Raw genomic sequence first — 26,304 nt, 5'->3', positions numbered from 1 at the left:
AGACGCGTTTCTCTAAAAAAGAAACTTTTTTCCTACTAACCATTGACTTTCCAACTAGCAGTGATAAAATAGTCAAGGATTTTTCCAAAGAAGGGTGTAAATAATGGGTACCTTAGTAATATTCAAAGAAAATGAAATGACTGTTTTAGAAGATATCAGTGAAGAGACTTACCTGCATATGAAGAAAGAATCAGCTGACCTTCAAGAAGAGCATCCCCCGTATATGACTTGGCACGAAGACCTTCACTTTGATTATGGTTATTAATGAAAGCAGCACATATAAACAATAATAGAACATGATACAATAAAGACAATCAAAACGCTGGTTGTCTTCTTTTTTTCTGTAAAGAAAGGTATGTTTAGAAAAAAGGCGCATACAATCGAAATATATCGGCTAAAAAGGTGACAAATAGCCAGCTAGTGGTAAAATAGGATAAACTCATTATATTTGTTAAGGTGATGAATTATGGAACATTTGCTGAATCCGAAAGCAAGAGAAATTGAAATTTCAGGAATACGCAAATTCTCAAATCTTGTAGCCCAACACGAAGATGTCATTTCACTAACAATCGGCCAGCCAGACTTTTTTACGCCGCATCATGTGAAAGCTTCCGCAAAAAAAGCCATTGATGAAAACGTGACGTCATATACTCCGAACGCCGGCTACCTGGAGCTGAGACAAGCTGTACAAATTTATATGAAGAAAAAAGCGGATTTCAACTATGATGCTGAATCTGAAATCATCATCACAACAGGCGCAAGCCAAGCCATTGATGCCGCATTTCGGACGATTTTATCTCCTGGTGATGAAGTCATTATGCCGGGCCCGATTTATCCAGGCTATGAACCGATTATCAATTTGTGCGGCGCTAAGCCTGTGATTGTTGATACTAGGTCTCACGGCTTTAAGCTTACTGCCCGCCTGATTGAAGAGGCTCTGACTCCTAACACCAAGTGTGTCGTGCTTCCTTATCCGTCGAACCCTACCGGTGTGACTTTATCTGATGAAGAGCTGAAAAGCATCGCTGCCCTTTTAAAAGGCAGAAATGTCTTCGTATTATCTGATGAAATATACAGTGAATTAACATATGACAGGCCGCATTACTCCATCGCTACGCATTTGCGGGATCAAACGATTGTCATTAATGGCTTATCAAAATCACACAGCATGACTGGCTGGAGAATTGGATTTTTATTCGCGCCGAAAGACATTGCTAAGCACATTTTAAAGGTTCATCAATACAATGTGTCGTGTGCGTCATCAATTTCTCAAAAAGCCGCGCTTGAAGCTGTGACAAACGGCTTTGACGATGCCCTGATTATGAGGGAACAATACAAAAAACGACTGGACTATGTATATGACCGCCTTGTCTCCATGGGACTTGACGTTGTCAAACCGTCGGGCGCGTTTTATATCTTCCCTTCTATTAAATCATTTGGAATGTCTTCATTTGATTTTAGTATGGCTCTTTTGGAGGATGCTGGTGTCGCACTCGTGCCGGGCAGTTCATTCTCAAAGTATGGTGAAGGATATGTGAGATTGTCTTTCGCATACTCGCTGGATACGCTAAGAGAAGGGCTGGACCGCTTGGAAATATTTATATTAAAGAAACGGGAATCCATGCAGACAATAAACAACGGCGTCTAAGCCGTTGTTTTATTTTTTTGGAAATGAAATTTTAAACGCTGTGCCTTTTTCCGGCTGGCTGTCTACATGGATGGCTCCCTGATGATTTTCAATGATATTAAATGTAACCATCAGCCCAAGCCCCGTGCCTTTTTCTTTTGTCGTTAAAAATGGTTCACCAATTCGGTTCAGCACCTTTTCAGGTATGCCTTCTCCTTCATCTTTGATCGTGACATGAACAGAATGCTCATCCTCAGTTATGATAATGTCTACTGTTCCTCCGTCAGGCATTGATTCAACCGCATTTTTAATTAAATTAATGAATACCTGCTTCAATTGATTCTGATCACCGTTTATATAAATGCTGTCTTTTTGATAGCTTGTTCTGATAAAAATGCCATTCAAATTCGCCTGCGTTTCCAACAGGGCCGAGACCTCACCAATTAATTTTTTTAGGTTCAAATATTCTTTAACGGCATTTTGCTGGGGTTTCGCCAGCATGAGAAGCTCACTGAGTATTAATTCGATGCGGCTGAGTTCAGAAAACACAATATCAAAGTAGTGTTCATTTTCTTCCATCGTCGGTTTCATCAGCTGTAAAAACCCTTTAATCGCTGTCAGCGGGTTGCGGATCTCATGGGCGATTCCCGCCGCGAGCTGCCCTGCGATTGATAATTTTTCCGATTGCAGCATCAACTCTTCTGTTTGTTTTCTCTCAGAAATGTCTCGAAGAATGACTTGGACTGCCGCTTCACCAAAAAAGGTCGTCGGAATGCAGACCATCTCGGTATAGATGACCCTATTTTGGAAGGTAAACCAGGATTGCTTGACAATTTCTGATTCTGTTTTTTTCTCGGCGATGTTTTGAATTCTCTCTTTTACATCCTCATGATCGCAAGGGTGCAGCTGATCATATATGTTTTTGCCAATTAAATCCTCATAGGTAGCTGCTTCGAACAGTGAGATTCCCGACTCATTCATAAACACCCATTTCCCATTGTGAATCACCGCAATGGTATCGATTGAATTTTGAATGAGCAGCTGATATCGTTCACGGCTTTTTTGCAGGATGGTTTGGAATTTTTTCCTTGAAGAGATATCGATCAGCAGCAGCAGTTCAGCCTGCTGGTTTTTGTAGACGGTCGGGGACGCTTTCACTTCTAAATGAACAGGTGTGCCATCAAGCCTTTTCCACGTCTGTTCAATCATTCCGACTTCCATTCCTTTTTGCATTCGTATAATCCTGTTTTTCACGATATCGTGATATTCTTCTTCAATAAATTCATAGGACCATTTGCCAATAATAGTATCCTTGCTTTTCGCTCCCAGCATTGAAAGCATCGCGCTGTTTGCATAGACGATCTTTCCTTTGACACTGATGCATAGCGGACTCGGGAGATTTTCAACTAACCGTTCATAATCATCTGTTATATATGTAGTCGATTCCGGGCTTGCAGGCTCGATTTCATGTTTTTCGAAGCTTAGGGGTTGATGGCCTGTTTCTTCTTCAAGAACTTTCATTTTCAAAATGATTTCCCGTTCTGTCCGCTCAGCTCTTGTCGTCACAATTTCTACTGCAGCCTCCACCCACACAATCGTATGATCTTTTTTTATAAAACGAAAGGTACACGGCATCAGATGATGTTCATTATAAAAGTAGCTTTCAACTAAAAATTGGTCTTCCTCATGCAGGAACGTTTTGAGGAATGATCCGATCATCTCTCCTTGGAGATAGCCCAAATGCAGTTTGGAGTTGGCAGATATATAAATGATGCGTCCATTAGAGGCCAAGACTGCATGAATATCGGTTTTTGTTTGAAATGGTTTAACATGCTGCGTATCCTGTTCCACAGAATCCCTCCTTTGCATGATCATCTTGTTTCGACATATACAGATTGACTTTTACCTAGTATGATTCGCTAGAAAATCAGGATTCTCCTTCTATTCTTATGGTGAACGTCATTTTTTGAATAAATGAAAGGGCGCACAATCATTCAGATGTGCACCCTCTTTTTTATTTTTTGCTGTGTTTTTTTTCGAGCTCTGCGTAAGCGTGGATAGCTCTTTTCGCAATAATTTTATTGATCTTATCATCATCCTTTACAGAAGGTACAACGACACTGAAAGCCACTTTTGGATTTTTCGACGGGTAATAGCCTACAAAAGTTAGGTTATATGTTTTTTTCCCCCACCAATTACGGTTCGTGCCATAGTAAAATGTTTCCGCTGTTCCTGTTTTTCCGGAAACATCTTCTGTAAACGTATTTTTAGCAGTCCCTGAAGCGGTAACTAATTTCATTCCTGTCTTTACCTGCTGTATATCACTTTCTGTATTGTTAATTTTATTGAGAATGTTTGGCTTTCGTTGTTCAATTGTTTTTCCGAGACCGTCTTTATTGCTGGGCTCATGAATACTTGTAACAATTCTTGGCTGAATACGATAGCCTCCGTTGGCTATGGATGAAATGTACTGCGCCATTTGAAGCGGTGTGTATGTATCGTATTGACCGATTGCCAAGTCTAATATTAATCCCCCTACAGCATCAGGCGTGGTTTGCATACCGGCTGATTCCTGCGGCAGATCAATACCTGTCTTTACACCCAGGCCAAATTGGCTGTAGTAATTTCTCATTTTGTTCAAATCCTTCTGGTCAGCGGGAAGAGGTCCATGCGGCTTGTATGTAACACCGGCAATATGCATGGCGACATTAAACATGTATACGTTTGAGCTTTTTTGCAGTGCGGTTAATTCGTTAATAGTTCCCATATTCATATAGGACTTCTTAGGCTTGTTACCGTTTCCTGCAAAATAAAGAGGTGTATCCACAAAATATTTATAATGCGGAATCCCGTCCTGATAGCCGGCAAGTACGGTGGCACCCTTCACTGCCGAACCCATTTCATATTGGGTCGTAAATGCGCCTATCGCATAATCTTGAATTTTGTTTGTTTCTAAATCTATCTTTTTTCCCGCCATCGATAAAATATCGCCGTTATTCGGGTCCATCATCACGACAAAGGCTCTGTCAAGCATATAGTTCCCACGTGCACGGCTGTTTCTCACTTCTTCTTCAATGATCTTTTCTACTTTTGCCTGGAGCTCCATATCGAAAGAAAGCCGTAGATCGTATCCCCTGCTGCCCTTATCAATGGTTTTTTGGCTGACGACATTTCCTTTATTGTCTTCTACGTATTGCACTTTTTCTTTATGGGAATTTAAGTAGTCTTCATATTGATATTCTAAATAACTTTTCCCCACCCTGTCATTATTGGCATAACCTCTTGTTAAGTAGAAATCTTTCCGGTCGCTGAGCAGGCCTTGTTCAGGTGTTGTGACGCCCCCGAAAACGGAATAGAGGGTTTTATCATAAGGGTATTTTCGTGTCCAATCATTTACGATGTCGATTCCCGGAAGCTCTTCTAAATGCTCAGAAACAATTGAAATTTCATCATATGTTAAGTCATTTTTTGGTCTTTGCGCGGAGCTTTTCTTCTCATCGAGCAGCGTGCCATTTTTTCCAGTGCTGTTGCTTTCATTTGGATTCATCGCCTTTACAATTTGAGGTTCGTAAGCATTGCCGCTTGAAAACCTTGTATATATCGCAACAGTTTCCATTTCTTCATCATTTCGCTGAATAGCCTTCAATTCTTCATCCGGAACACGCTCGATTTGGAGTTTGTAAGCCTCCGCCCCTTTCAGATTGCTTTCAGATTCCTTGAGCAGAGCAGCAGCTTTTTTCGGATGGGATGCGATCCAGTAATCACGCAAATCCCTATCCTTCAAAAATTCTGTATCAATATGAATGAAAGCAGCAAGCTTCTTCGCTGTTTTGATTTTATCCTCTGTTTTTGTGCTTGATGTTGAAACATAGACAATTTCAGGCACGCTCTGGTTATCGACAGCAACTTTCTGATTTCTGTCATACATCTTCCCTCGAGGTGCGGGATAATACGCTGTTTTTGCATTTGCTACCTCAGCGTCTTCTTCATGCTGTTCACCTTCAACAATTTGAACAACACCAAGCTTGAAAATTAATGCAGTGAATAGAACAAAGACAGCAAGGAAAAAAAGGTTCATTCTGATCGCTCTGTTTCCTTTGCTCTTTTTCTTTGGTTCACGTCCTATTTCAGTCACTTCTGGTTACCCCTCTCAGATCATTCAATATATTTACATATACTGAGATTAATTGTAACACCTTTGTAATAGTTGTTACAGCAAAAAGGGATAAAAAAAACTGTCAATATAAAAACATATTTAAATTTAACTAACGATTCAAAAAAAAGGAAGACATGTAACAGTGTGATAAAACATGATTTGCAGCTGATTCCCTGCTTTTCAAGGATTCAGCACACACTAGTTACAAAAATGACAATCTCTCTTTGTCAAAGGAAAGTGATGGTTGCTTTATGACAAAAAAGCTATGTTATGATTTTTTTGTAGAAACAAACAACTCTAGGAGGTTATGAACTAATGAAGAAAGCATTTATTTTATCTGCTGCCGCTGCGGTTGGATTATTCACATTCGGAGGCGTACAGCAAGCATCAGCGAAAGAACTCTCCTGCCAGCATGTGGTAAAGGTAAAAATGGGGAACACAGTGCAAAACATGTCCCTTAACGATATCGTCAAAAAATTGCATATTAAAACAAATATCAAAACGTTAAACGCTGCAAATGAAAAAGAGCTTAAGAAGCTTCTTCAAAAACATGCGAAGCAATCTAACATGAATATTCAGGATGTTCAAAAGACAGAAACGGCAAAACCTGCGAAAAAGACAGCTGAAAAAGCAGCTCCTGAACAAAATACTGCTTCTAAAGCACCTGCAGCTGCTGAAAAAACAAATAAAACAACATCTGCGCCTTCATCTGTAAGCGCATATGAGAAAAAAGTTGTTGAGCTTACAAATGCAGAAAGACAAAAACAAGGCTTAAAGCCGCTTCAAATTGATGAAACATTAAGCAAATCTGCACGCGCAAAATCTCAAGATATGAAAGACAAGAACTACTTTGATCATCAAAGCCCAACTTACGGTTCACCGTTTGATATGATGAAATCTTTCGGTATCAGCTACAAAACAGCAGGTGAAAACATTGCCAAGGGCCAGAAAACACCAGAAGAAGTAGTGAAAGCCTGGATGAACAGTGAAGGACACAGAAAAAACATCCTAAACGCTAACTTTACTCATATCGGTGTCGGCTACGTTGAGTCCGGAAGTTACTGGACACAGCAATTCATCGGAAAATAATACAAAAAAGATTGCCTGTATCGTACCAGGCAATCTTTTTTATTTTACCCAAAGCTTGTATATACTCTGAGTTCCGCTGTTTTCTTCACCTTGTGCAGCGAGCTTGTCATATAAGGATTTCGCGAGCGATAAGCCTGGCATTTCTTCTCCCATTAATTCCGCTTCCTCCAACGCAATTCCCATATCTTTAATAAAATGCTTCACATAAAAGCCCGGTTCAAAATTGCCTTGCAGCATACGGGGAGCAAGATTTGACAATGACCAGCTTCCCGCTGCGCCCGTTGTGATGCTTTTCAGGACATTTTCCGGCTGCAAGCCAGATTTTTGTGCATATGCCATCGCTTCAGCCACACCGATCATTCCAGCTGCAATTGCAATCTGATTACACATCTTGGTATGCTGGCCGCTTCCAGCCGGTCCTTGGTATTGAATATTTTCTCCCATTAAAGAAAAAATCGGCATGCAGGCCTCAAAGGCTTCTTTTTCTCCACCAACCATAATTGCGAGTGTTCCGTATTGTGCACCGATATCTCCGCCGGAAACAGGGGCATCTAAAGCGAATAATGCTTTTTCTTTAGCCGCTTCAGCAATCTTCTTCGCAAGCGAAGGCTTAGATGTCGTCATATCAACCAGATATGCGCCTTTTTTTGCGTTTTCAATGATTCCGCTGTTTCCGAAATACACTTCTTCAACGTCACTGGGATAGCCGACCATTGTAATGATAACGTCCGCTTCTTTTGAAAGATCTTTGACGGTTTCTTTCCATACCGCGCCTTTTTCCAGGATGGTATCTGCTTTTTCTTTTGTCCGGGTGTACACCAATACAGGATGCCCGTCATTCAGAATATGTGATGCCATGCTCTTTCCCATCACGCCAAGACCGATAAAACCAATTGTTTTTTTCAAAGTCATTCCTCCCAGAGGCTTTATTTGGATTTTAGTTAAAATTTATCATATTTCCTTCATTTTCTAGACTACCATATCTATTCTTCGTATAGTAGACTCTTCACATAAAAAAATCCCCAAGTTTTTGGGGATGTAAGGGTTACAATGTGAATTTCGCAATTGTGTTCATCAGCTCTTGGCTTGCATGCTTTAATGTTTCCGTTGAGTGTTTGACTTTATCAAGGGTGATCAGCTGCTCATCAGTTGATGCATTCACTTCTTCTGCTGCAGCGGCTGATTCCTGTGATATGGCTGAAATGCTTTGAATGGCTTCAGAAATCGCGAGCTGTTCGTTACTCATTCTTTGAATTTCTTCGTAAATGTGGTCAATGCCTTGAACAAGTGACTGCATTTCCACGGTAATCGTGTTTAATACTTCTCCAGTCTCATGAATGGCACTGTTTTGTTCATCATTCATTCTGCTTGCCTCAACCATTGCGTGAGAAGCTTCTTTCGTCTCAACCTGGATAAGCTTCACAGTCTCGCTGATATGCTTTGTCGAAAGCGCAGATTGCTCAGCAAGCTTCCGTACTTCTTCGGCTACGACAGCAAATCCTCGTCCGCTTTCTCCGGCTCTGGCAGCCTCAATGCTGGCATTTAAGGCAAGCAAGTTCGTTTGGTCAGAAATATTCGAGATCGCTGTAACCACTTCTTCAATATTCTTTGTTTGATTTTCTAAATCAAGCAGCATTGTTTCAACTTTTTTCGTTTCCGTGTTGGCTTCGTTTGACTTCATCAGCAGCTGGCCAAGCGCATCAAGCCCTTTATAGCTTGCATCCTCAGACGATTTTGAGCGTTCTTTCATTCCGCCTGCCTCCGCAGCAATTTGTCTGATTTTTGTTGACAGACTTTCTGATTTTTCGTTAATGGTCTCTACTTCTGAAGCTTGTTCCGATGCCCCTGCTGCCACTTCTTCAATCGCTTTTGCAATCTGTCCGCTTGTTTCATTTGTTTCGGCGGAGACAGCTGTTAACTGCTCAGAGGTATCAGATACTTTCCCTGAAGACAGTCTCACTTGTTCTACCATTTCCTTCATATTTTCTACCATCTGGTTAAAGTCTCTAGTGAGAATCCCGACTTCATCCTTGGATTTAGATTCAGCATGAACGGTTAAATCGCCTGCGGAAACTGCCTTTGTTTTTGCAATCAGCTGCTGTATTGGACCGGTTATCGTTTTGGCCAGAAAGTAGCTGAGAATGATTGTAGTGACAAGCGCAATCAATGATATCAAAAGATTCGCCCGATTCATTTTATCGGAAATCCACATTAATTTGTCAGTATCAAATTGCGTTCCGACTTTCCAGCCCGTTTCTGCAATCGTTTGGTACACAACCATTTTCCCATTGTCATCCTGTATCCCTTTTTTGTCAGATGCAATGGTGTTCAGTGTTTGATCCTTTGATATATTTTTCCCTTGATTTGACGGATGGGCTAAAAGATTGCCGCCCGCATCAGCTAAAAAGGCAAATCCATTGTAGGGCACCTTTTGCTTATTGACCATGCTCTGGATGGCGGAGAGCTTCAAATCGTAGCTGGCAACCCCCATCACTTTTTGCCCGTCAAGAACCGCTTTCGAAGCGGTGACAATCATATCTCCCGTCACGACATCTTGATAAGGCTCCGTCCAAACGACTTGATCAGGGGTTTCAGCTGCAAGCTTATACCATGGTCTCGAGGTTGGATCATAATCATCAGCAAAATCGGCTTTCGGATATGTAAACATTTCTTTTTTGGCGGTGCCTATGTAAGCCATCGCAACATAATCATCATGATCTTTGATTTGTTTAATATCATCGTTAAACAGCCGAGAAGCTTCTTTGCTTGGTTTCGTTACAAACGTATAAGTTAATTCCCCGTTAGCCAATCTTGATAACGATGTGGCATAATTTTTTAATTGCAATTCAATATTTTGTTCAAGTGACTGCGTCACGTTTTGAGTAGTATTTTTCCCATCCTCTGTAATCATCGGTTTTAGTGTCAGATACGAAGACAGCATTAAAAGACCAACTGTGACGATTAACATGATCGAAACAAAAACAGCAATCTTCATGTGAAGTTTTTTAAACAAACCAATCCCCTCCTACTTTCTATATCGGTCCTTTCGTTTAAAAAATGAATAATCAAAAAATAAATTATATGAAAAACGGAATATATTTACTGAAAATTCAATCTCATTTTTGGTTGAAACATCATAAGGAGAGGAATGGCCATATAAAAAAATGTATGTGCATAACGGCCGTAAGTTGGGGCGATGATTCAGAGGCCGACAAAATGGAGCTGATTTCTAATAATCAAAGAGATGGAAATACTTTCATTGTAGTGAATACTTCAGTTTTGATTGCTTCGAATTGGAAAATGGCTCATGAACACTATGTATGAGCTGACTGTTGAGAAACGGCTTGTGCGCTTCTCGGCGGCGGGCGTATTCCTTCTATCATAGATTCGCACACCAGATCAGTGCTGTACAATACATGAAGATGTGATAAAGGGCAAGAAAAAAGCCCATGTGCCCTCTTTCACCTCCAGTGCGGCCGTTCACTGATTCATGTAATCGGCAATGATTTCGAGGATAAAGAATGATTGAATGTCGGTGTCTTAATGGAATGGAAAAATTCTTTTAATATAAAAAAGCGAGCTGTTCATCACAACAGCCCGATTAAGTGAAATATTCGAGTTTCGCATTAGGGAAATAAGCATCAATATAGGATTCAAGCGTTTCCCGAAGATCATGTTCTTCATCTTTCTGATAAATATATTTTCCGATCCCGTAACGGCCCCATTTATAACGCCGCTTTTCTTCATCTAATTCGAGTTTTGTCTTTGGATAATTCTTCTCAATCACCCGTTTGGCTGGTTTGGTAAAACGGTGCTGTATTAATTCAAACGTAATATCATGTCTAACGTCCTGCGGCAAAGCAGCGTCAAGCTTTTCAAACAAATGTCTGTATCCTTCTTCCCAGCCTTCATGAATATAAATTGGCGCTACTATAAAGCCTAGCGGATACCCTGCTTTTGCAACTTTTACAGCGGCCTCTATCCGTTTATCAAGAGGTGAGGTTCCCGGCTCAAAGTTTTTAATTACATAGTCGGCATTAATACTGAATCTAAATCTTGTTTTCCCGTTATGCTTTGCGTCTAAAAGGTGATCGACATGATGGAATTTCGTTACAAATCTAAGCTTTCCGAGATCACTTTGTCCAAAATGTTCAATGGCGCGCTTCAACGTGTGAGTCAGGTGATCAATTCCGACAATATCTGATGTACATGAAGCTTCAAACCTTGTGAACTCCGGTGCTCGCTCCTTCATATACTTATCTGCCTGATCTAAAATCTCTTCGACATTGACATAAGTTCTGATATACGGCTTTGATCCCATGGTTGTTTGCAGGTAGCAGTAATGGCAATGCCCCATGCAGCCTGTTGCAAACGGAATGGCATATTCAGCCGAGGGTTTGGAAGAGTCAAACTTTAATGTTTTTCTGACACCGATGACTAAAGTTGATTTCGCATTGCGATATTGTTGAAGGTGGTTTTTCCCAGGAATATTACGCACCTGATTGTGGGATGTCGTTTCTCTGATTTCAATGCCCATGTTCTCAAATTTATCCTGCAGTTCTTGGGCCAACGGGTATTCCAGCGCTCTCGGTTCAATATACACAAGCTGCGGAACAAATGGGTTCTGCATAATGCCACATCCTTTTCCTTTACTAACGTTACTTTTCTCATAAGACGGAAAGGATATGAGTTGTAATGATTTCCTTGTTACTCATAAGGATCGATATCAAATAGTTCTTTGTAAAGTGATTTCGCTTCTTCATAGCTTGCAAACACAGCATCATCCTCTGCAAACGGATGATAGGTCTCAAAAATAAACAGAGAAAGCTCACCTTCATGGTATGGGTGATGCACAATTTCTGCTTCCTTTATGTGGGCAACATTGGCGGCGTGCGGATTTCTGTAGATCACATACACCTGATCTCCTGCGTTAAATTGGTTTGACATACTATCCCTCCTAGCCATGTTATTGTGCCCTTTTATACCCTTGCTTATGAAAAAAACCAGACAGGCCGGAGGCCGTCTGGTTTTTGTATATTACTTGAATGTTTCTTTTACGAACGCGACAACTTCTTCTGTCGTGCTCATGGATAAGATTTTCTCTTTGAATGATTCAGCTTCTTGTTTAGACAATTTGCTGATTTGCGTTCTAGCCGGAAGGATAGAAGTTGCGCTCATTGAGAACTCATCTAAGCCTAAGCCGAGAAGGATTGGAATCGCAATCTCGTCTCCTGCCATTTCTCCGCACATGCCAACCCATTTTCCTTCTTTGTGCGCCGCTTCAATGACGAGTGTAATTAAGCGCAGGATTGCCGGGTTGTATGGCTGATACAGGTAAGATACACGTTCATTCATACGGTCAGCAGCCATAGTGTACTGGATCAAATCATTTGTTCCAATACTGAAGAAATCAACTTCTTTAGCAAACTGATCAGCGATGACTGCAGTTGACGGAATTTCAACCATCATACCGACTTCAATATCATCAGATACAGCCTGTCCCGCTTTGACAAGCTTTTCTTTCTCTTCAAGCAGGATCGCTTTTGCTTCTTTGAATTCATTAACTGTCGCAATCATAGGGAACATGATTTTCAAGTTTCCGTATGTACTTGCACGAAGCAGCGCGCGAAGCTGTGTTCTGAAGATTTCTTGCTCTTCAAGGCAAAGACGAATCGCTCTGTAACCCAAGAACGGGTTCATTTCTTTAGGAAGCTGCAGGTAAGGAAGCTCTTTGTCTCCGCCGATATCAAGTGTCCGCACGACAACTGATTTTCCTTCCATACGCTCAAGAACCGTTTTGTAAGCATCAAATTGCTCATCTTCTGTAGGCAGCTGATCTCTTCCCATGTAAAGGAATTCTGTACGGTAAAGGCCAACTGCTTCTCCGCCGTTTTCAAGAACGCCTTTTACATCATCAGGCGTACCGATGTTTGCTGCAAGTTCTACATGATGGCCGTCTTTTGAGATAGTCGGTTCATTGACAAGCTTCGCCCACTCAGCTTTTTGAGCCAAATAAGCATTATGTTTTTCTTCATACTCTTTTACAGTTTCCGCAGATGGATCGATAATGACATCACCATTGATACCGTCAACGATAACAGTCACGCCGTTTTGGATCGTGCCTGTAGCCGTTTTCGTACCGACAACTGCTGGAATCTCAAGAGAACGAGCCATGATGGCAGAGTGAGATGTACGTCCGCCGATATCAGTCGTGAATCCTTTTACGAACTCGCGGTTTAATTGAGCTGTGTCAGACGGTGTTAAGTCTTCAGCTACAATAATAACCTCTTCTGAGATCATGCTCGGGTTTGGAATTTCGACGCCAAGCAGGTGGCCGGTTACGCGTTTTGTTACGTCGCGAATATCAGCCGCACGCTCTTTCATATATTCGTTGTCCATTGATTCAAACATAGTAACGAACATAGAAGACGTTTCTTTTAAAGCGAATTCAGCGTTCACTGAATCAGTGCTGATTTTTTCTTTCACAGGGTTTAGCAGCTCAGGGTCACTGAGAACTAAAAGGTGAGCAGAAAAAATGTCAGCTTTATCCTGACCAAGTTCTTTCAAAGCGTGCTCTTTAATTTTTTCGAGCTCTTCTTTTGAACGTGCAATCGCTTCATCAAAACGGCTTACTTCCGCTTCAGAATCAGAGATGTTTTTCTTTTCAACCGTTAAATCTGGCTCTTCAAGCCGGTACGCTTTTGCAATCGCGATGCCGGCTGAAGCGCCAATCCCTTTTAATTCTAGCATTACTCGCCAAGTCCTTCGCTTTTCATTGTTTCTTCTAAAGCGTTAAGAGCATCGTTTTCGTCAGCACCAGTAGCAGAGATTGTGATCTCAGCGCCTTTAGCGATTCCAAGAGACATAACACCCATGATAGATTTAAGGTTTACTGTTTTGCCGTTATATTCTAAATTAACGTCAGCGTCGTATTTGCTTGCAGTTTGTACTAGAACTGTCGCAGGACGAGCGTGGATTCCAGAATCTGCAGTTACTTTAAATGTTTTTTGTGCCATTTTTATCATTCTCCTTTTAACTTAAAGCTATATTACTTCACAATATTATATCATACAGCTGTACTTGTCATCTGACAAGCACAGCGTACTAACACCTTATTTTTCAATCTTCACAATTTCTTCTTGTTCTCTTTTGACCGAACCGCTTGCCTTAATGCTGACTGATTCTCCTTCAGCAAGATTCGTAAACACAATCGGTGTCATGAGAGATGGTACATTCGGTTTGACTGCGTCAAGATCAACTTCAAGAAGTTTTTGTCCGGGCTCAACGCGGTCTCCTTCTGATACGAAAGACGTAAATCCTTCACCCTTCAGGCTGACCGTATCAATGCCAAAGTGGATCAAAATTTCTCTTCCGCCGTCGGATTGCAGGCCAATCGCGTGTTTTGTCGGGAACACATTTAGAATTTTTCCTCGAACCGGCGATACAACAACACCTTCTGAAGGGAGAACCGCAAAACCGTCGCCCATCATTTTTCCTGAGAAGACTTGATCAGGAACATCGGTAATCGGGTGGATTTCCCCGGTAATCGGAGAAACGAAAACTTCCTCGCCGATTTCATTTTGCAGTGGTTCTGCAATGACTTCCTCAACCTGCTGACCTACTTCTTCTTGGGCAGATGTTGTCGGTTCAGGTCTTGGCTTGCGTCCCGCAATGATATCTTGCATTTGTGTTTTTAAACCGTCAGAGCGAGGTCCGAAAATAGCCTGAATGTTGTTGCCGACTTCCAGCACGCCGGAAGCGCCAAGCTGTTTCAGACGGTCTTTATCAACCTTTTTCTGATCGTTTACAGTCACACGCAGACGAGTGATACAAGCATCAAGGTGTTTGATATTTTCCTGGTCACCCATTGCCTGCAGGATCTCATAAGGAAGATCTCCAGCTTCACCTGTTTTCCCAGTTGCTGCAGTTTCAGCAGCAGCATCTTCGCGTCCCGGTGTTTTCAGATTAAATTTGCGGATGGCAAATCGGAATCCGAAGTAGTAAACGACCGCAATCGCTAAGCCGACAGGGATGACAAGCCACCATGCCGTCCGGTTCGGCAAGATACCGAATAGGAAGTAGTCAATAAGACCGCCGGAGAATGTCATCCCAATTTTAACATTCAACAGCTGCATGACCATAAATGAAAGCCCTGCGAACACACAGTGGATCGCAAACAATACAGGGGCAACGAATAGGAATGAGAATTCCAATGGCTCTGTGATCCCTGTTAAGAAAGAGGTTAAGGCCGCAGAACCCATAATACCCGCAACGAGTTTTTTGTTTTTCGGTTTTGCTTCATGATAAATCGCAAGCGCCGCGGCAGGCAGACCGAACATCATAAATGGATATTTACCTGTCATGAACGTACCTGCTGTTAACTGTACGCCGTCTTTAATCTGCGCCATAAAGATACGCTGATCCCCGCGGATGATTTCCCCTGCTGCACTCTTATAGCTGAAGAATTCATACCAGAACGGCGAATAGAAAATGTGGTGCAAACCGAATGGAATGAGCGAACGTTCAATTACCCCGAAGATAAATGCCGCAAGGGTTGGATTCGCTTCCACTAATCCTGTTGAAAAGGCATTCAATCCATTTTGGATAGGAGGCCAGATCACTAACATAATAAGACCCAGAATCAGTGCAGAAATTGACGTAACAATTGGAACGAAGCGTTTACCCGCAAAGAAACCAAGATATTGCGGCAGTTCAATTGTATAAAATCTGTTGAACAATAAGGCAGCTAACACACCGACGATAATACCGCCGAACACGCCTGTCGCCAAGGTAGGTATACCAAGCATATTTACATATGCTGGATGGTTCTCCGTGAAAAACTTGGCTCTTTCGATTGAATCGGAAGGAATGGTTCCGTTTGCAAGAAGAACCGCACTCATGGATACGTTCATCACCAAATAACCGATAATTGCTGCAATCCCTGCAACTCCATCACCGTTGGCAAGCCCGATGGCTACACCTACTGCGAATAGGAGCGGAAGATTATCAAAAACAATCTGTCCAGCGCTTTCCATAACACCTGCTACGAGCTGGACATTGTCATTGCTCAAGAAATGCAGGACTTCAATCATGTCCTTATTTTGCATGGCATTTCCGATCGCAAGCAGGATACCCGCAGCCGGAAGGATCGCAACTGGAAGCATAAGCGCGCGCCCGATTTTTTGAAGAACGCCGAATAATGCTTTAAACATAAGAATTGACCTCCTCTTTTTACTAGTCTGACCTTACAGCTAAAAATCATGACAACGAATTCACAGGCGTAAATCTCCCAGTTTAACCGTTTACATTTGCCCTTTTACACAACAAAAAGGGCATGAGCAAAATTGGGTGCACAAAAGAACGAGAATTGATTTCCCGTTTTTTCCCCTCAATCACTCATGCCTGATCGGATCAGTAACACGTTATAAGGATAAACTGATTTTATGAAATTTTATTGGTTAATCGGTACAGATGAAGCGTCAGATAAACCGCTTCCGCCTCATGAACTGGTTTCTTTAATGTTTGCTGCAAGATTTTAATCAATTTCCAAGCTGTATTGTAGCATAGCGGATATTCATTTTTCAATAACAACATTAATTTTTCTGGTTCTTTAGTCGGTTCTTCTTTTTTAATTCTTTCTATTGTAAATCTGATATGGCGGATCAGCCGCAAATAGTTGACACTTTCTTTGTTCACTTTCATTTGAAATGAGTCTTCAATCACCTCGACCAGCTGCGTCATCAGCTGCGAGTGCTGATTGACTTCGGACAACGGACGGTTGGTCAGGGCCGAATGAATATGAAGGGCGATAAAACCGATCTCTCCTTCTGGAAGGAAGATTCCCGCTTTTTCATTGATCATATCTATGACTTCTTTGGCTATTTGGTATTCTTCAGGGTATAGTGATTGAGTCTCCATTAAAAATGGATTTTTCATATCAAAGCCCTGCTGCTGTCTTTTGATCGCAAATGCGATATGGTCAGTCAGCGCAATGTGAATATGTTCATTTAATGAGTGGTTCGTCCTATTGCTGATGTGATAAATGACATCGTTTGAAATATCAACAAGCTTTTCATCAACATAGTCAAGGAGCTTTTTAAACTGTTTTTGTTCCTTTTCGTCTTTTAAAATGAACATTTTCTCGTAGCCTTTATCTTCAATGACGTCATCTTGTTTTTTTCCGAAACCAATCCCTTTTCCGATTAAAACGACTTCACTGTATTTATGATGAGAAGCAATTAATACGTTATTATTCAGTACCTTTTTCACTGTAAAGGACCCATTCACGATCCTCAGCTCCTTTGTCATTCAATACCTCATATCGTACATAACGAACGGAATGCACGTCAAACATTTTTTCAGCGCTTTCACTAAACAGTCGATCTTTCGATGAGGCGGTAATCGAGAACTTTCTTTTCAATCGGCTGTCCCTGAATTCTTTTTTCCAGCATCGCAAACGCCTGCTTTCCCATTTCCTTTGTTTGAATGTCGATCGTTGTGATACCAAGCGATTGGCTGATTTCATGGTTATCAACGCTTAAAATGGCAAGCTCATCTGGCACCAATACCCGCCGCGCCTTTGCTTCAAGTAAAAGCCCTGCTGAAACTTGATCATTGGCGACAAAAATAGCCGTCGGCTTCTCCTTCCAATTTTTCCACTTATGAAAGAGCGCCTTCCCATCATTGATTGAAATCGCTTTCTCGATCACCCAATCTTCATGAAATGCCTCTCCGATCTCTTCCAATGCTTCTCTATAGGCTTTGATTCGAAAATGGCTGTTCATGCCCTTCTTTCTTGCCAAACAGATGGCTATTTTTTTATGGCCTTTGGCCATTAAATAGTCCAAGCCGTACCTGAATGCTTGTTCGTGAGGGATGCTGATGGTTGAAAAACGGCCGATATCTGAATTCTGGCAAAGCAATATCGGGCCCTTCCAATCCATGAGCCTCTCATCAGCAAGCGCTTTCGAACAAAAAATCAAGCCGTCAACTTGGCGCTCTTTTAACTGGGTCAGCGCAAAAATTTCTTTCTGAACATCGTAGTTGGTTTGGAATAAGGAGAGGTGAATCCCGGATCCCTCGGCTGCATCAGCTATGCCTGCAATCAGCTCTGCAAAATAAGGCAAATTAATCGTCGGCAAGACAACGCCAATCATGTTTGAATATCCTTTCGATAAATGTACGGCATGGATATTTCTCGTGTACGCCAACGCTTCCATTGCCTCAAACACCCTATTTCTTTTATCTTCGCTGACGTAAGGATGGTTGTTGATGACTCGGGAAACCGTTGTAATGGAGACACCGGCTTTTTCTGCAATGTCTTTAATATTGGCCATAGATTCCCTTCTTTCTAAAACCCCTTGATCTGGAATGCGTTTCATACAATATGATATGAACATACCAGACATATTTTATGTTTTTAGCTGAAAGGAGAAGGATTACATGGGTTTCTTCATTTTAATTGGATTATGTTTAACTGTTCTCGGCGGCAGCTATCTTGCTGTAAAACCGCTCAACCAAAAACATGAAATCGAACCATTTCGAACATTTGATGATTTTTTTATTTAATGCAGATAAAAAAGGACGATGTCGAGAACAAAGTCCTTTTTTATTCCTGTTATGGCAGTATGATCAATTCCTTCGGAAATTGGGTCAGAGCAACCGCTCCGTTTTTTGTCACATGAACGTCATCCTCTATGCGCACGCCGCCGATCTCAGGCACATAAATCCCTGGTTCGATCGTGTAGACCATGCCTTCCTGCAGCAGTGTATCGTTGGCTTGGCTCATTGATGGGTACTCATGGACAGAAATCCCGAGTCCGTGTCCCAGCCGGTGAGGAAAATAATCACCGTATCCCGCCTTTTCAATGATACCGCGGGCAGTTAAATCCAGATCTCCGATTCTGACTCCGGGTTTGCTTGCCTCAATCGCGGCTTTTTCCGCTTGAAGCACCGTCTCATAAATCTCTTCTTGCTTCGAATTGATGCTCTTGTATGCAAATGTTCTTGTAATATCAGAGCAGTACCCGTCAAGAATAACCCCGAGATCAAATAAAACAAAATCACCTTTCTTCAATGTGGCTGTGCCCGGATTTCCGTGGGGCTGGCCTGATTTTTCCCCGAATAAAACCATTGTGGAGAAAGACATGCCCTGAATCCCTTTTTTCTTCAACTCATACTCGATTTGAGCGAGCACTTCCACTTCACTAATGCCTTCACGTAAAGCGGCTGTGCCGACTTCAACACCGAAATCAGCAAGCTTTGCCGCCTCTTGCAGCAAACGAATTTCCTTGTCGTCTTTAATGAGCCGAAATTGATTGAGTGTTTCTTCGACTGAAACAAACTGAGCCCCGCCGACAGAGTGCTTCAGCTGTTCTCCTCGTGACAGTGAGATCGAGTCCTTTTCTACCGCAAGTGTATGTATGCCGATATGTCGCTTTTTCAAGGCTTTCTCTATCAGCTCCCACGGATTTTCGTGATCCGCATAGCCAATGATTTCATGATTCCATCCTGCGTTGCGGGCCTGGTCTGCTTCCATTCCGGGACAAACAAAGAAAGGCTCTTCTTCTTGAAAAATAAATAAGCCCATTAATCTTTCATGCGGCTCTGTGTAAAAGCCGGTTAAGTAAAAAACATTTTCTTTCGTATGAATAAATGCGGCAGTATGCCCTGCTTCCTTCAGCCATGAAGAGACGCGTTGTATTCTATTCACTTTTTGTTCCTCCCTGCCATTTCAATACATCATTCTATCTTTTCATTGTAACAGGTTTTACAGGTGTTTGCCTTTTGCGGCGCTTCATTTTCAGATCCATTTTATTTCCTCTCTCCCATCCTGTATACTGGCAGTAGAGTTCAAACGCAGGGAGTTGTTCCGTTTTGCTGATGAATTTTTTTAGGCGAAAAGCAGTTATGCTCTTAACGGTTTTGGGAATTTCCGCTCCTTTTATTGGCATGAAGATGGTTGGTTTTTATTATTACAGCTCGATCATAGGCTGTGCAGCGGGCTGCCTATGCTGCATCCTTGCACTCATCCTCGTTACGAAAAGACCTGAAAAAGACAAACACAAAGGAAAAGCTTGATACATAAAAAACCAGCAGCCCAATTGGACTGCTGATTTTATTTTAAAAGTCTTAATCCATTCAATATAACCAAGATCGTACTTCCCTCATGACCAATCACGCCAAAAGGCAATTCCATCACCTGTAAAAAGTTTGCACAAATCAGCAAGCAGATGACAGCTAGAGAAAATACGATATTTTGTTTGACAATCCTGTTCATTTTCCGTGACAAGCGGCACATGTTTACGAGCTTTTTCAAATCGTTTTGCATGAGGACCATATCGGCGGTCTCAAGAGCGACATCTGTTCCGCCGCCCATTGCAATGCCGACATCCGCAGCTTTGAGTGCCGGCGCATCATTGATTCCGTCACCGACCATTGCAATCGTTCCGAATTCTTCTTTTAACCGTTTGATTTCATTCACTTTTTGGTCAGGCAGGCATTCTGCTGCAACAGTTGTCATTCCGGCTTCCTTCGCTATCGCTTGAGCCGTGTCCTCATGATCCCCTGTCAGCATGGCCGTTTTAATCCCCAGTCGGTTCAATTCTTCCATGACCTCTTTTGCTTCTGGCCTGATTTGATCTTTCAGTGCGATACAGCCTGCTATTTGGTCATCCTTTTTCACAAATACAATCGTATAGCCGCTTTGAATAATATCAGGTGCTGTTTGTTTGATAAATTGTGCTGCCTTTTCCTCGCCGATAAAACCCGCTTTACCGATCTTCCATTTCGCGCCCGACACTTCTGCCATAACACCAAACCCTGATGTTTCTTCTATAGATATGTATCCGGACTGATTCACGCCGCGGCTATCAGCATATGCTGTTATAGCTTGAGCGAGCGGATGGCTTGATTGCGTTTCGATGGCATAGACGGCCTCCATAACCTCCGTTTCACTGAATCCGTCTGCGATCCTGACAGTTTCGACAGCAGGCTGCCCTTTTGTTACAGTGCCTGTTTTATCAAAGGCGATCATTTGCACAGAGCCCAGCTGCTCAAGATAGACACTTCCTTTTACAAGCATGCCGTTACGGGCGCCATTAGAAATCAAGGAAAGCGCCGCCGGCATAATAGAGGCGACAAGCGCGCAAGGTGACGCGACAACCATAAACACCATTGCGCGGTAGAAGGTTTCACTCCAGCTCCATCCAAGCGCAAAGTGCGGCACGAATAACAGGAGCCCCACTACAATCAGCACACCTTTTACATAAGCATTTTCAAATCGTTCGATGAAAGCCTGTGCGGGTGAAACACTGTTTTGGGCTGATTCAACCAGTTTGATGATTTTTCTGAACAACGAATCTTCATTTGCTTTTGTGACACGGACGGTTAAGGAGCCGTTGCGATTCACAGTCCCCGTAAATACAGCGTCACCGATGTGTTTTTCTACAGGCATTGACTCACCTGTTAATGCTGACTCGTCTAGATTTGTTGAGCCTGATTCAATGACACCGTCTGCCGCTACTCGTTCTCCGGGCTTGATCACAATCATATCACCGGCCTTCAAGTCGGAAACCGCAACTCTTTTCGTTTCGCCATTGACCATCAGTGTCGCCTCTTCTGGCTCAAGTTGCATCAAAGAAGTTAAATCTCTGCTGCTTTTATTCATCGTGTATGTTTCTAAAGCGCCGCTTAAAGAAAAAATAAATATTAAAATAGCACCCTCTGCCCAGTATCCGATTAATGCCGAACCAATGGCAGCGAAAATCATTAAAAGTTCTACATTCAGGGTTTTGGATTCGAACGTTTCTTCGATTCCTTCCTTTGCTTTAGCAAACCCGCCGATCACAAAAGCCAGCAGGTAAAGCGATACTGACAATACTTGATGTCCGGATAAGAGCCAGCCGGCCAAAATAAGAGCGCCTGATACGAGTGCTGCAATAAGCTCAGCATGCTGTGTCCAGTTTTTTTCTCTCTGTTCTGTTTTTAATGGCTCGTGCGGATCGTGTGGAGCGATAACTTGTTCATTCATATCAACTTCTCCTCTCTAATTGAGAACGCAAATCATCTTCATTTCCCTTATAAAAACAAAATTGCTGCCCAAAAGGCAGCTTTATTGTCTGATATTCCTTGATGTCTTCCTTTATTATAGCACGCCCGAAGAAAATTACAATTATAATTATTTTAATTTCTTCTTGATAATAATTATCATTAACATTTATCCAATTCTTCTTGAAACACAAAAAGCTGAGAGTTTATGCCCTCAGCTACAGAAAAATGGTTTTCGTTTTCGGAGTATTGGAGCAGACTTCCACAGGATGTGATGAAGTTCAGGCAGGACGCCTAAGCATTTAGCCGCCGTTCCCTTTCATAACAAGTGAGCACCAACGTGCAGGACTGACACCGAATGCGAGGGTTTGTCGACACGCTAAAGCTTAAAGACTACACGCTCAGCTTATTCTTTCATCCATTCTTTCAGTTGTTCTGCCGTCATTGGGCCTACTTTTGTTTTTTCAATTTCGCCCTTTTCATTTAGCAAAAACGAAGTTGGGATCGTGATGATATGGTACTCCTTCATTAATTCTCCTTTTGAATCAAGAACAATCGGAAAGGTCAGCTTGTTTGCTTCAATAAAGTTTTCGACAGTTTGCTGATTTTGCTCCGCGTTCACTAAATTCACTGTTACCAGCTTCACGTTCCCAGATTGATGTGCATCATAAAACGATTGAAACTGTGGAAGCTCCTTTTTGCAGGGCGGACACCATGAGGTCCAAAAATGCAGGATCGTTTTTTGCCCTTTATGCGGGATCGAGATATCCTCCCCTTCTATCGTTTTCATAAGAAAAACAGCGGGAACTGCAGGCTTTTTATCCTCAGCGGCTGCTACATCGGGAAGGCACGCAATCATCCCCAATAACATAAGGCATACAGCAAGCAAGCGCTTCGTCAACATGGAATCTTCCTTTCATGCTTTTTAATTAGCTTGCCCCTGCTTTTCTTTATCATCCTTCAATACGCGGCGTTCTGTTTCCTCCCGTAAGAAAAACAGATACACGCAGCGCTTTGCAGATCGTGGCATAGTGCAGGCTCGTCAGCAAAATCATGCCGGTGTTCATTCCCAAAATAATCCCGAGCATTTGCAAATTCTCCATTGACCCCAGCACATACATCATACTTAGCGCAACGATATGACTCCACACATTGTGATAAAAAGCTTCTTTCACAAATCCCATCCCGATTAAGCACGCCTGCAGCGGCATGACAAACAGATGAAAGAGAAAATATGGCCACAACAGCTGCAAGTAATACTGCGCCTCAGGTGAGTGAAAAAACAGATGTGTCAGAGGGCCTGCAAACTGGAACATGATCCAGACAGCCGGTATACCGTAGCCAAATGTAATGAAAATCGACTGCTTCAGCCTTTTTAATACGATGTCATATTGCGAAAGCGCATAAGCTTCCGAAATACTAGGTATCATGACAACCATTAACGAATGGGCAATGAAAGCAGGGAACGAGCCTATTGTTACAGCCACCCCGGCAAGCATTCCGTATTGATCAATTGCAGCTGTCCCGGCAACGCCAGCTGCCAAAAGCGCTCCTTTTACTAAAAAGGGTTCAATTGCGTTGACAATGGCATGAAAAATACGCAGCCCTGTTGTAGGAATGGATACAGCAAGCAGTCGTTTTCTTACATCCTTTCCGCGCAAATGAATGTGCTGCTGGCCGGATACCGCCCGCCTCGCGATGATAAATTGTGAATATAAATAAACAAGCACGACCACATCACTCACGACGAGGACAAACAAGGAAATCAGCACAGCCATATCCAATTCAAATGAGTACCATTGAAAAAAGAGGAATAGGCACAAGAGCTGGATGATTTTTTTCAGCACATTGGCGATTGCGATTTTCCCCATTTTTTGAACACCCATAAAGTAGCCCCTGGCAATTGAAGTAAAGGCGACAATAGGAATTAAGCCGATCACAATCCCTTTAATAAACGGGTGGTATGTATCAAATACCGGAATAAACGGAAGCGCAATACTGGCGGCGGCAGTAGAAAACGCTGTAAAAACGGCTGTCATTTTGAAAGCGTGCCTCAGCATGCTTTCATGAAGCTTAGGGTTTGACTCGGCAATAAATTTAGAAATCGAGATCGGCAATTCCAGGCTTGCGATAACGATAATTAAAAAGATCGTGGGCAAAATACTCATGTAAAGCCCCATCCCGTGCTCGCCAAGCTCCCGCGCCAAAATCATATTCACGACAAATTCAAGGCATTCGGCGAAAAAGGCGGCAATGGATAAAAGAATGATCCCTTTCACAAATCGATTCATGATGTCTCTCCTTGTCTCTTGTACTATCAACATCATATGAGACAAGTTCAAAAATTATTTTATTTTTACTCTTTATATAAAAAAAAGCACAGCTGAGACAAATTGTCTCTTCTATGCTTAGATGGCAAAAACGTGCCCGCCGATTTTTTCTATGATTTTTCTTGAACGAATCCAATCATCCGACGCTGTTTTTGGATTATAAAAGAATATGGCATCTGTTTCTCTATTTTGTGAGGACAGCGCTTCTTCAGCAGCAGCAATCGATTCTTTATCAGGTTTTTGCTTAATGCTTCCGTTTGCGACTGGTTCAAAGGCGTTTTTCTGATAAATAACCCCTCTAATGGTATCAGGAAACCCTTTTTGTTCCGTTCTGTTCAGCACAACGCTTGCTACAGCGACCTTGCCTTTATAGGATTCTCCCTTAGCTTCTGCGTGAATGAGACGAGACAGCAGATCTTTTTCAGACTGTGTATATGTTTCTTTCTTTTCAGTTGTTTTGGCTGGCTTGTCTTTTTCTTTCTTTTCAGTGTGTGCTGATAGCTTGATCGGCTTTATTTTTTTCTTCTCCTTATCAGCAGACAGTGAAGGGAAAGATCCGTCTGTACCTCGTTCTATATGTGAAAGCCATTTCGCTTCTTCATGTTTTGTCTTCTTTGTGCTCATGAGTGAAGCATGTGTATGTTCAATTTTTGCCGCAGGCATGAAACAAAGAAGAAAAACAGCCAGAGCAGTGAATTTTGTCGTCATACAGTTTCCTCCTTAAAGTGCTCAAAAAACACTTCACCACCTTAACAAGAGATCCATTCATTTTCACGGAAAAAGATTTTCCAACTCTCCCAAGGAGGCATCAGGATGGAATATACCGGATGACAGACTGATTAATGGAAGAAAAACAGCCCGAAATTCTATAAATCTTGTCAATGCGAAACACATTTATCCATTTTTGGCGATTTACATTTTGTTTACACCTGTTACAGTTGCTTGTCATAAAAGGCCTGCATTCTGTCACATATGATAAAAAGGCTCCTCACAAATGAGAAACCTTTAGCTTCTTGGCTGTTCTAAATATTGAAAGATCACATCTCCGCCTTGTTGGGCAATACCTCGGAAATATTTAAAATCATCTTGTTTAGATAATACAGCCCTGAACTCCAAGAAATGCTCTTTCTGGACTCTCAGTTCGTTAATTGTGCCGGTGCGCAGCTGGTCAATCATTTCTATTATCTCTTCTGGACGCAATGAAATCCCCCCTTTTTTCTTTTTATTGACGAAAATCAATATATCATCTTTATCGCATCTGGACAATTCATGAGGGAGATAACACTCCTTATCACTTTACTTCTTAATGAAAATACTGCAAAATACTTTCAAAAGGCATTATTATGTTAAAAGGAGAGGAAGCTTGTGAAAATCGCTAAGGTTGGAAACGTCATTGAATTTAAAAATGGATTAACCGGTGTTGTTGAAAAAGTAAATGAGAATTCTGTTATCGTTGATGTGACGATCATGGATAACTATCGGGATCTTGAGTTAGATTCATTGACAGTTGTTAATCATAAAAATTATAAGATCATCAGAGACTCCTATAAAACCTCCTAATTTCCCACATTCATTCGCAAAAACTGCAAGACGGTCAATTAAACACCTTACATATGAAATTCGCTTTCTCAAAAGCTGCCGGCCGGCAGCTTTTTTACAACAAAAAACACCGATTATGAATCGGCGTTTTGGTCTGTTTCCGTTATTTCTATATAGAACTCGCTGACGGACCCTGCTTCGTACAGGTTGGTCAATGACGTTGAGTAATTGGTGATATCACCCCGGAAGGCAAGACTCTCGTCAGGAATCTCGACGTTGAACGTTTTTTCATACAACAGGACAGCGATATCATGATAAGTCTCACTTGTCACATTCAGGGTGAAAGCGATTTTGCGCTTCGGCTCGCTTTCCACTTTAAATGCATCCATTTCTAGCGTTACATCATTTAAACGCAATGTCTTCACTTCGTATCACTCCTTTATAAGTCCATGCATCTTAGCATACCTTAACAAACGTTTACAACGAATCTGTTCTCCAACCGTTATATTAACCAT

24 protein-coding genes are annotated in these 26,304 nt (G+C 41.9%); 6 read left to right on the top strand and 18 right to left on the bottom strand.

Annotated features, from left to right (window positions below; genetic code table 11):
- Positions 1–103: 103 nt before the first annotated feature.
- Both M1D98_RS07435 and M1D98_RS07430 read left to right on the top strand, forming a co-directional pair.
- Entirely contained in the window at positions 104–265 is a 162-nt protein-coding gene (locus M1D98_RS07435; protein ID WP_010328510.1) for a hypothetical protein, read from the top strand.
- Positions 266–466: 201 nt separating this feature from the next.
- Positions 467–1,648, top strand: a complete 1,182-nt coding sequence (locus M1D98_RS07430) for an aminotransferase A (protein WP_039073777.1) — start codon at positions 467–469, stop codon at positions 1,646–1,648.
- 9 nt (positions 1,649–1,657) lie between these two features.
- Here the strand turns inward: M1D98_RS07430 and kinA are convergent, their stop codons facing one another.
- Positions 1,658–3,478, bottom strand: a complete 1,821-nt coding sequence (kinA, locus tag M1D98_RS07425; protein WP_121642475.1) for a sporulation histidine kinase KinA — start codon at positions 3,476–3,478, stop codon at positions 1,658–1,660.
- A 163-nt stretch (positions 3,479–3,641) separates the two neighbouring features.
- Positions 3,642–5,762: a peptidoglycan D,D-transpeptidase FtsI family protein gene (locus tag M1D98_RS07420; RefSeq protein WP_121642474.1), complete on the bottom strand. Its 2,121-nt coding sequence runs from the start codon at positions 5,760–5,762 to the stop codon at positions 3,642–3,644.
- 336 nt (positions 5,763–6,098) lie between these two features.
- Between M1D98_RS07420 and M1D98_RS07415 the strand changes: the two genes are divergently transcribed.
- Positions 6,099–6,872 (top strand): CAP domain-containing protein, encoded by a 774-nt coding sequence (locus M1D98_RS07415; protein ID WP_121642473.1) that lies wholly within the window; start codon positions 6,099–6,101, stop codon positions 6,870–6,872.
- A gap of 39 nt (positions 6,873–6,911) precedes the next feature.
- On the opposite strand, the gene M1D98_RS07410 is transcribed toward M1D98_RS07415, so the two are convergent.
- The 9 genes from M1D98_RS07410 to M1D98_RS07370 form a co-directional block, all read right to left on the bottom strand.
- Positions 6,912–7,778, bottom strand: a complete 867-nt coding sequence (locus M1D98_RS07410) for an NAD(P)-dependent oxidoreductase (RefSeq protein WP_121642472.1) — start codon at positions 7,776–7,778, stop codon at positions 6,912–6,914.
- A 139-nt stretch (positions 7,779–7,917) separates the two neighbouring features.
- On the bottom strand, positions 7,918–9,885 hold the full coding sequence (gene mcpC / locus M1D98_RS07405) for a methyl-accepting chemotaxis protein McpC (protein ID WP_121642471.1): 1,968 nt from the start codon (positions 9,883–9,885) through the stop codon (positions 7,918–7,920).
- A 588-nt stretch (positions 9,886–10,473) separates the two neighbouring features.
- Positions 10,474–11,502 carry a spore photoproduct lyase gene (gene splB, locus M1D98_RS07400; RefSeq protein ID WP_010328517.1) on the bottom strand — a complete coding sequence of 343 codons (1,029 nt, stop codon included), beginning with the start codon at positions 11,500–11,502 and terminating at the stop codon, positions 10,474–10,476.
- Between the two features lie 77 nt (positions 11,503–11,579).
- The gene (gene splA, locus M1D98_RS07395) at positions 11,580–11,819 is read right to left on the bottom strand and encodes a splAB operon transcriptional regulator SplA (protein ID WP_010328518.1); all 240 of its coding nucleotides are present in this window, start codon (positions 11,817–11,819) and stop codon (positions 11,580–11,582) included.
- 90 nt (positions 11,820–11,909) lie between these two features.
- Positions 11,910–13,622 carry a phosphoenolpyruvate--protein phosphotransferase gene (gene ptsP / locus M1D98_RS07390; protein WP_121642470.1) on the bottom strand — a complete coding sequence of 571 codons (1,713 nt, stop codon included), beginning with the start codon at positions 13,620–13,622 and terminating at the stop codon, positions 11,910–11,912.
- Positions 13,622–13,888 carry a phosphocarrier protein HPr gene (locus M1D98_RS07385; protein WP_003218637.1) on the bottom strand — a complete coding sequence of 89 codons (267 nt, stop codon included), beginning with the start codon at positions 13,886–13,888 and terminating at the stop codon, positions 13,622–13,624. Before M1D98_RS07385 ends, ptsP begins: the two co-directional genes overlap by 1 nt.
- Positions 13,889–13,984: 96 nt before the next feature.
- Complete coding sequence (ptsG, locus tag M1D98_RS07380) at positions 13,985–16,084, bottom strand: PTS glucose transporter subunit IIABC (protein WP_010328520.1); 2,100 nt, start codon at positions 16,082–16,084, stop codon at positions 13,985–13,987.
- 229 nt (positions 16,085–16,313) lie between these two features.
- Positions 16,314–17,180, bottom strand: a complete 867-nt coding sequence (gene glcT / locus M1D98_RS07375) for a glucose PTS transporter transcription antiterminator GlcT (protein WP_121642469.1) — start codon at positions 17,178–17,180, stop codon at positions 16,314–16,316.
- Between the two features lie 62 nt (positions 17,181–17,242).
- Complete coding sequence (locus tag M1D98_RS07370) at positions 17,243–18,208, bottom strand: LacI family DNA-binding transcriptional regulator (RefSeq protein WP_121642468.1); 966 nt, start codon at positions 18,206–18,208, stop codon at positions 17,243–17,245.
- Between the two features lie 106 nt (positions 18,209–18,314).
- On the opposite strand from M1D98_RS07370, the gene M1D98_RS07365 reads away from it, so the two are divergent.
- Positions 18,315–18,440 carry a hypothetical protein gene (locus M1D98_RS07365; protein ID WP_268522771.1) on the top strand — a complete coding sequence of 42 codons (126 nt, stop codon included), beginning with the start codon at positions 18,315–18,317 and terminating at the stop codon, positions 18,438–18,440.
- Positions 18,441–18,489: 49 nt separating this feature from the next.
- Here the strand turns inward: M1D98_RS07365 and papB are convergent, their stop codons facing one another.
- Positions 18,490–19,584 carry a di/tri-peptidase gene (gene papB, locus M1D98_RS07360; protein ID WP_121642467.1) on the bottom strand — a complete coding sequence of 365 codons (1,095 nt, stop codon included), beginning with the start codon at positions 19,582–19,584 and terminating at the stop codon, positions 18,490–18,492.
- 164 nt (positions 19,585–19,748) lie between these two features.
- Between papB and M1D98_RS07355 the strand changes: the two genes are divergently transcribed.
- The gene (locus tag M1D98_RS07355) at positions 19,749–19,952 is read left to right on the top strand and encodes a hypothetical protein (RefSeq protein WP_121642466.1); all 204 of its coding nucleotides are present in this window, start codon (positions 19,749–19,751) and stop codon (positions 19,950–19,952) included.
- Positions 19,953–19,989: 37 nt separating this feature from the next.
- Here M1D98_RS07355 and pfeT read toward each other — a convergent pair whose 3' ends face one another.
- From pfeT to M1D98_RS07330, 5 genes are all read right to left on the bottom strand, one after another.
- Positions 19,990–21,903, bottom strand: a complete 1,914-nt coding sequence (gene pfeT, locus M1D98_RS07350; RefSeq protein WP_121642465.1) for a metal-transporting ATPase PfeT — start codon at positions 21,901–21,903, stop codon at positions 19,990–19,992.
- 423 nt (positions 21,904–22,326) lie between these two features.
- On the bottom strand, positions 22,327–22,824 hold the full coding sequence (gene stoA, locus M1D98_RS07345; RefSeq protein ID WP_121642464.1) for an endospore biogenesis thiol-disulfide oxidoreductase StoA: 498 nt from the start codon (positions 22,822–22,824) through the stop codon (positions 22,327–22,329).
- 49 nt (positions 22,825–22,873) lie between these two features.
- Positions 22,874–24,211 (bottom strand): sporulation protein YkvU, encoded by a 1,338-nt coding sequence (gene ykvU / locus M1D98_RS07340; protein WP_010328528.1) that lies wholly within the window; start codon positions 24,209–24,211, stop codon positions 22,874–22,876.
- 117 nt (positions 24,212–24,328) lie between these two features.
- Positions 24,329–24,958, bottom strand: a complete 630-nt coding sequence (locus tag M1D98_RS07335) for a cell wall hydrolase (RefSeq protein WP_121642463.1) — start codon at positions 24,956–24,958, stop codon at positions 24,329–24,331.
- A 297-nt stretch (positions 24,959–25,255) separates the two neighbouring features.
- Entirely contained in the window at positions 25,256–25,450 is a 195-nt protein-coding gene (locus M1D98_RS07330) for a hypothetical protein (protein WP_010328530.1), read from the bottom strand.
- A gap of 165 nt (positions 25,451–25,615) precedes the next feature.
- Here M1D98_RS07330 and M1D98_RS07325 point away from each other — a divergent pair, with 165 nt between their 5' ends.
- Complete coding sequence (locus tag M1D98_RS07325) at positions 25,616–25,810, top strand: YkvS family protein (protein WP_010328531.1); 195 nt, start codon at positions 25,616–25,618, stop codon at positions 25,808–25,810.
- Between the two features lie 113 nt (positions 25,811–25,923).
- On the opposite strand, the gene M1D98_RS07320 is transcribed toward M1D98_RS07325, so the two are convergent.
- Entirely contained in the window at positions 25,924–26,214 is a 291-nt protein-coding gene (locus M1D98_RS07320) for a DUF3219 family protein (RefSeq protein ID WP_121642462.1), read from the bottom strand.
- Positions 26,215–26,304: the final 90 nt, after the last annotated feature.

It is taken from the genome of Bacillus sp. K7, assembly GCF_053903245.1.
Note: the sequence above shows the minus strand (reverse complement) of the source record. Positions and strands in the feature narration are given on the sequence as shown.